This window comes from Treponema sp., from assembly GCF_051883275.1.
Classification (GTDB): Bacteria; Spirochaetota; Spirochaetia; order Treponematales; family Treponemataceae; genus Treponema_D.
Window position 1 is genome coordinate 10,366 of sequence record NZ_JBJETK010000035.1, and the last position, 7,123, is coordinate 17,488.

General features: G+C 43.2%; 4 protein-coding genes. 1 reads left to right on the forward strand and 3 read right to left on the reverse strand.

The genetic code is table 11. The annotated features are described in order from the left end of the window. From ACI4L0_RS05240 to groL, 3 genes are all read right to left on the reverse strand, one after another. Positions 1 to 1,761 (reverse strand): AMP-dependent synthetase/ligase (locus ACI4L0_RS05240; RefSeq protein ID WP_439799112.1); only part of this gene is annotated, 1,761 nt, incomplete at its 3' end. Between the two features lie 261 nt (positions 1,762 to 2,022). After that, a complete protein-coding gene (locus ACI4L0_RS05245) occupies positions 2,023 to 2,529 on the reverse strand; it encodes a hypothetical protein (protein ID WP_439799113.1) in 507 nt (168 codons plus the stop codon). A gap of 310 nt (positions 2,530 to 2,839) precedes the next feature. Beyond that, on the reverse strand, positions 2,840 to 4,474 hold the full coding sequence (groL, locus tag ACI4L0_RS05250; protein ID WP_439799114.1) for a chaperonin GroEL: 1,635 nt from the start codon (positions 4,472 to 4,474) through the stop codon (positions 2,840 to 2,842). 352 nt (positions 4,475 to 4,826) lie between these two features. Here groL and pflB point away from each other — a divergent pair. Further along, positions 4,827 to 7,123, forward strand: a 2,297-nt coding sequence (gene pflB, locus ACI4L0_RS05255; RefSeq protein WP_439799115.1) for a formate C-acetyltransferase, incomplete at its 3' end; no start/stop codon positions are given.

Below are 7,123 nucleotides of genomic sequence, written 5' to 3' on the forward strand. Positions count from 1 at the left end.
ATTTTTGGCATCCAGTTTTTCTGTGATTTTTCCGCGCTTTACTTTCTGCGTTGTGGTCATTTCAAGCGGCTCTTCCAGCATTGTGAGTTTTGATATTCTTGCATAAGGCTGAAGCTCCTTGTTTACTTTGGAAACTATCTTTTCAACTTCTGTCTTTACAGATTCATCCAGTGGAGATTCCTGCCGGTTTATTCCAAGGCGCGCAAATAAATCATCGGAGGCATATACAAGCGCTTCGATCTGCTCGCTTTTTGTTGCTTTGTCGGAAATGTAGCCGCGGACTGTAATCTGCGAAATATCTGTAAACAGCTGGAATGCATTTTCAATTTCTTCAGGGTAAACGTTTTTGCCGCCTTCTGTTACAATAATATTTTTTATGCGCCCCGCAAGAATAAGATAGCCGTCGCTGTCGATTTTTCCAAGGTCGCCTGTTTTAAAGAAACCGTCATCTGTGAACACCTGTTCAGTTTCCGCCTTCATGTTGTAATATCCCTGAAAAACCATCGGGCCCTTTACTGCGATTTCTCCGATTCCGTCTGAAGAAGGCTCAAGGATTTTCATTTCCATGTACGGGAAGAAATACTGTCCGACACTTTCGATTTTGAATTTTTTGACAGGATTCAATGTGATAATCGGGCTTGTTTCTGTGAGTCCGTATCCCTGCACAAAATCAATTCCCATTTCATTGTAAATTCTGAATATGCTCGGAGCAAGCGGGCCTCCGCCGCAGATGGCGATTCTAAGAGAGTGTATGTTTGCCTTTTGAAGAATCGGCTTGAATAAAATTTTTCCAGGATTCACTTTGAAAACTTTTTTTATCATATATGAAATGCCCATCATGATATGGATCACTGCGTTTACAAGCGGGCCTTTTTCTTTTATTCCTTTCATGATGCCGGAGAGCAGCTTGTTGAACAGAAGCGGAACGCCTAAAAGTATTGTTATCTGTCCTTCGTGCAGCTCCCTCATCAGCCTGGAAACGGCCATGCTTTTTCCAAAGACAATTTCGGCTCCTGTTGAAAGGCTTTCGATCAGAACAGCCTGAAGCGTGTATGCGTGGTGTATGGGAAGCAGCGCATAAAAGACATCTGTGGGAAAAATATCCATTCTTGTCTGGGCGATATATGCATCGCTTACAAGATTTCTGTGGCTCAGCATTACACCCTTTGGAATTCCTGTTGTTCCGCTCGTAAAAAGTATTGCGGCCGTATCATTTTCTGAGGCGCTGTGAAAGTCCAGGGCTGTGTTCTTGTTTTTGGGCTGGAGATTGTATATATAGCTTTCGCTGAATTTCGGGCTGAGGCTGCAAACCGGGAATTCATTTTTTTTGGAGCTGAATGTCTGGAATTTTTCCTCATCGACAAAAAGAAATTTCGGCTTTGCGGTATTTAAAAGATTTACAAGCTCGTCTTCATGAAGCGCATAGTCAAGAGGGCAGACCACAGCGCCGCATGCCAGAGATGCTACAAAAGCCAGACCCCATTCAGGCGAATTTTTTCCGCTGACAGCTATTCTGTCTCCTTTTTTCACTCCGTTTTCTGAAAGCCAGGTCGCCAGTGAAATAATTTTTTCTTTCACCTGGGAATAGGAAAGCGTGTTTTTGGAACCTCCCGCTCCTTCAAAATCCGTGAAGCATGGACGCTCAGGAAATCTTTCTGCTGTTATAAAGAACATCTCTGGAACAGTCGGCCACTCCCCTGAAAAATGGCTGTCTTTGTATTTGGCTAGAAAATCCCAAGGTATTTTAATGGCTGTCTGCATAGTTTGTTCCTCAAAAAATAAGAGTAATTTATAACGTATATTCTATCACGAAATCTGTTTTATTTAAAATAAAAAAATATTCACAGCAGGAATAGTCTTGTCGTATGGGTTATAGATTGGAAATAGGTTAAATCTAAGCCAATAAAATGGGGATAAAAAATGCTAGTTTTTTATAATTTGGATAAACATATTTAAGAATTTTGTGGTGCAGATTCAGATGTCCGTCAAAGTTGAATTTGACAGACATTGTTTATGGGAAATTTATCCTTTGAGTGATGCTACAAGATTGTTATATTCGTCTTCAGAAAGCAATGTAACTTTTCCAGTTGTTTCGTTAGAAATGAAGTAAATATTTTCGTCTTCTGGAATTGCTGTATTCTCTCCAACTAGCGAAGGGTCAATAAGCGCAGTTCCTTCAAACTTGTAACCCCATTTTTCTCTTCCTAAACCTTTAAAGCGGAAATACTCAACTTTTGCATCAATCATTGCGACAGCGCCAGGAATTTGCTCCAAGGCAGAATCCAATGCATTTTCAAGCGCATAGTTTTTTGAGAGTGTTAGATCTTTTACAAGTAAGCCTTTTGCATTGAGCTTTTTAGTTCCAATTTTTTCAGAACTTCTCTGCATCTGCGCTATACGCGAAAAGTCAACATTCTTTGAAGAAATGATTGTAAAACGTCCAAGCTCATCTTGTTGTGTAGAAGAGCATCCAATAAAAGTTGCTGCGAATAATGTTGCCGCAGCTGCAAAACAAAGAAACTTTTTCATCTTATAAAGTCCTCCAAGATTTTTTTTGGTGAAGGCGAGCATAGCAAGACTTCACCAAAGGGACATATTCAAGTCCCTTTGGTAGTGTACACTACCAAAGTTTTAATTTTTAAAATGGAATGCAGATAATACTTGTTGAGTGCGAGCCGCATCTTGTCTGCTGAATAGACAGTTTGGAAGCTAAAAGATAAAACAACATTTCTCTTTAAAAACAGCAAGGCGCATCCCGAAAACTGTTCCCAGTTTTTAGGATGCGCCTTGGTTTTGGCAGAAGCCGCTTTTTAGGCTTTGAAACGCCTTTAAGCCGCTATTAGTACATTCCGCCCATGCCGTCCATGCCTGCCTGTGGAGCAGCTGGAGCTGGTGGCTCTGGAATATCTGTTATAGCACATTCTGTTGTGAGCAACATTCCGGCTACTGAAGCGGCATTCTGGAGAGCGCATCTTGTAACCTTTGCCGGGTCAATGATTCCGGCTTCCATCATGTCTACCCATTCACCTGTGGCAGCGTTGTAGCCAACACCCTTCTTTTCTGCCTTTGCCTTGTCAGCAATTACAGCTCCGTCTACACCTGCGTTTTCTGCAATCTGGCGGATAGGCTCTTCCAATGCTCTCTTTATAATCTGGAAGCCTACCTTTTCATCTCCGGTAAGATTTTCCTTGTCTGCATCAAGAACTTTGCTTGCCTCAATAAGAGCAAGTCCGCCGCCTGGAACAATTCCTTCTTCCAGAGCCGCTCTTGTTGCTGCGAGTGTGTCTTCAACACGGAACTTCTTTTCCTTCATCTCTGTTTCGGTGATAGCTCCGATATTGATTACAGCAACTCCGCCTGAAAGCTTTGCAAGGCGCTCCTTGAGCTTTTCCTTGTCGTAGTCAGAAGTTGATTTTTCAATCTGTTTTTTGATTTCCGCAACACGGTCGGCAATGGCTTTTTTATCGCCGGCTCCGTCTACCAGAGTTGTATTGTCTTTGTCGATTTTTACGGATTTAACCTGTCCGAGATCAGAAATTTCTGTTGATTCAAGCTTGAGACCGAGATCCTTTGTGATTACTTTTCCGCCTGTAAGAATTGCAATGTCCTGGAGCATTTCCTTTCTTCTGTCGCCGAAACCAGGTGCCTTTACAGCGCAGCACTTGAGTGTTCCGCGGTATGCGTTTACAACCAAAGTTGCAAGAGCTTCTCCGTCAAGGTCTTCAGCAATTATGATAAGAGGCTTGCCTGTCTGTGCAACTTTTTCGAGCACCGGCAGAAGGTCTTTCATTGTACTGATTTTTTCTTCATAAATAAGAACATAGGCATCGCTGTAGTTTACTTCCATGCGTTCGCGGTCATTTACAAACCATGAGCTGATGTATCCGCGGTCGAACTGCATTCCTTCCACTGTTTTTACTGTTGTGTCCATGTTCTTGGATTCTTCAACAGTGATAACACCGTCTTTTCCGACTTTTTCGATTGCATCTGCAAGGATTTTACCGATTTCAGGGTCGTTGTTTGCAGAAATTGTTGCTACATGAGTGATGTCGTCATTCCCCTTTACAGCACGGCTGTTCTTTTTTACTTCTTCAACAGCGATGGCAGTGGCTTTGTCGATTCCGCGCTTGATTTCAATAGGTGTCATTCCTGCGGAAACTGCCTTGAGTCCTTCGCGCACGATTGCATAGGCAAGAACGGTTGCTGTGGTGGTTCCGTCTCCTGCAACATCATTTGTCTTTGATGAAACTTCGCGCACAAGCTGGGCGCCCATGTTTTCAAAAGGATCCTTGAGCTCGATTTCCTTTGCAACTGAAACACCGTCCTTTGTGATTGTCGGTGCACCGTATTTTTTGTCAAGCATAACTAAGCGGCCGCAAGGTCCCAAGGTAACTTTTACTGCGCGTGCAATCTGCTCAACTCCGCTCAGCATTTTTTTGCGAGCATCTTCGCTGTAAACTAACTGTTTAGCCATGATTTTTACTCCTATTTTTACAGGCCGCCTTGAAAATTACAGGGCAGCTTCAAAATTTTATTTGATTGCATATAAGATACTAAAATTTAATGAAATCGACAATATTTTTTTCAGTAAAAATTTCAACAGGCGTTTTCGGGGGCGCATGTAAAAATTTCAGGGAGAATTTTAAAAAGCCTGTGTTTTTTATGGTTTTTCCACTTGAAATTTTATATTATTGTATTATAATCATATTTGTAATGATTATAAATTTGGGTTAGCTGCCGGTTTAAGCAATTGCATAAACAAAAACAATGCTTTATAATATCGGCAGTTAATATAGTTGAATTTTTCAAATACAAGAGGTTTTGAAATGAACATGAAAGCTGAATGGGAAGGTTTTAACCCAAAAGGTTTGTGGACAAGCGAAGTCAATGTTCGCGATTTTATTCAGGCCAACTATACACAGTATAGCGGCAATGAAACATTCTTGGCTGGCCCTACAGCCGCTACAAAAAAATTGTTCGACGAGCTCCAGAAGCTTCAGAAAGCTGAACATAATAAAAAATGTACAGGTCTTGACGGAAAAGAGCGTTCTGGCGTTCTTGATCTTGATACTGATGTAGTAACAGGACTGACGGCTCATCCTGCCGGATATATCTGCCCGGAAGGAAAAGACCTTGAGCAGGTTGTAGGTCTTCAGACAGACAAGCCGCTCAAAAGAGCATTTATGCCGTTCGGCGGAATTAAAATGGCCGAGCAGTCAACACAGATGTACGGCTACGAGTCTAACAAAGAACTCCACAAGATTTTTACTGAATATCACAAGACTCACTCTGATGCAGTATTCGATGTTTATACACCGGAGATTCGCGCAGCCCGCAAGTCACACATTCTTACAGGATTGCCTGATACTTACGGACGCGGACGCATCGTAGGTGATTACCGCCGCGTTGCCCTTTACGGTATTGACTACCTTATTGAGCAGAAGGAACAGGACAAGCTTAACTGCGGAAACGGAACTATGTCCGAAGAGATTATCCGCCAGCGCGAAGAAATTGCCGAGCAGATTAAAGCCCTTAAAGGAATTAAGGCTATGGCTGCAATCTACGGCTATGATATTTCAAAGCCTGCAACTACTGCAAAAGAAGCATTCCAGTGGCTGTACTTCGGCTATCTTGCTGCAATCAAGACACAGAACGGTGCTGCAATGTCTGTAGGACGCATTTCTACATTCCTCGACATTTACATCGAACGCGATATTAAGAAAGGAATCCTTACAGAAGAAAAGGCACAGGAACTTGTTGACCACATCGTAATGAAGTTCCGCATGGTTCGCTTTGCCCGTATTGAGTCTTACAACCAGCTGTTCTCAGGTGATCCTATCTGGGCTACTCTTGAAGTTGCAGGTCTCGGTCAGGACGGACGCGATATGGTTACTAAAAATGACTTCCGCTTCCTCCATACGCTTGAGAATATGGGACCTTCTCCAGAGCCGAACATCACTGTTCTTTACTCAAAACGTCTTCCTGAAAACTTCCGCAAATATGCTGCGAAGATTTCTATTGATACTTCTTCAATCCAGTATGAGAACGATGACATTATGCGTCCTATCTGGGGCGATGACTATTCTATCTGCTGCTGCGTTTCTGCAACACAGACAGGAAAGGAAATGCAGTTCTTCGGTGCCCGCGCAAACCTTGCAAAGGCATTGCTTTACGCTATCAACGGCGGAAAGGACGAAGGCGCAGGTCTTACACCGTATGCACAGGTAGGTCCGGAACTTGCACCGATTACTTCAGAATATCTTGATTACGATGAAGTTATGCGCAAGTACGATGTTATGCTTGAATGGCTTGCAAAGCTCTATGTAAACACATTGAACGCAATCCATTATATGCACGACAAGTACTACTACGAAGCTGCTGAAATGGCTCTCATCGATACTGATGTTCGCCGCACATTTGCAACAGGTATTGCCGGATTCAGCCACGTTGTAGATTCACTTTCTGCAATCAAATATGCAAAAGTTAAGGTTGTCCGCGATGACCACGGTCTTGCAAGCGACTTCATTGTTGAAGGCGACTTCCCTCGCTACGGTCAGGATGATGACCGCGCAGACGAGATTGCTGTATGGCTTTTGAAGGACTTTATGGCAAAAATCAAGAAGCAGCCGACTTACCGCAATGCAGAACCGACTACTTCAATCCTTACGATTACTTCAAACGTTGTATACGGAAAGGCTACTGGCGCGCTTCCTGACGGACGCAAGGCTCACGAGCCGTTCTCACCGGGAGCTAACCCTTCTTACGGTGCAGAAACAAAGGGTCTCGTAAAATCCCTTAACTCTGTTGCAAAAGTTCCTTACAAATATGCTTTGGACGGAATTTCCAACACTCAGACAATCAACCCGAATGCACTCGGACACGATGAAGAAGAGCGCATTTCTAACCTTGTAAGCGTTATGGACGGATACTTTGACAAGGGTGCTCATCACCTGAACGTAAACGTATTCGGCGTTGAAAAGCTCAAGGACTGCCAGGCTCATCCTGAAAAGCCGGAATATGCAAACTTCACAGTACGCGTTTCTGGTTATGCAGTACGCTTCATCAATCTTACAAAAGAGCAGCAGGACGACGTTATTGCCCGCACCTGCCACGCAAGCCTGTA

Excerpts from the sequence above, each read along its gene's own strand:
- ACI4L0_RS05245 (WP_439799113.1), bottom strand. The coding sequence starts at position 2,529 with ATGAAAAAGTTTCTTTGTTTTGCAGCTGCGGCAACATTATTCGCAGCA.
- groL (WP_439799114.1), bottom strand. The coding sequence starts at position 4,474 with ATGGCTAAACAGTTAGTTTACAGCGAAGATGCTCGCAAAAAAATGCTG.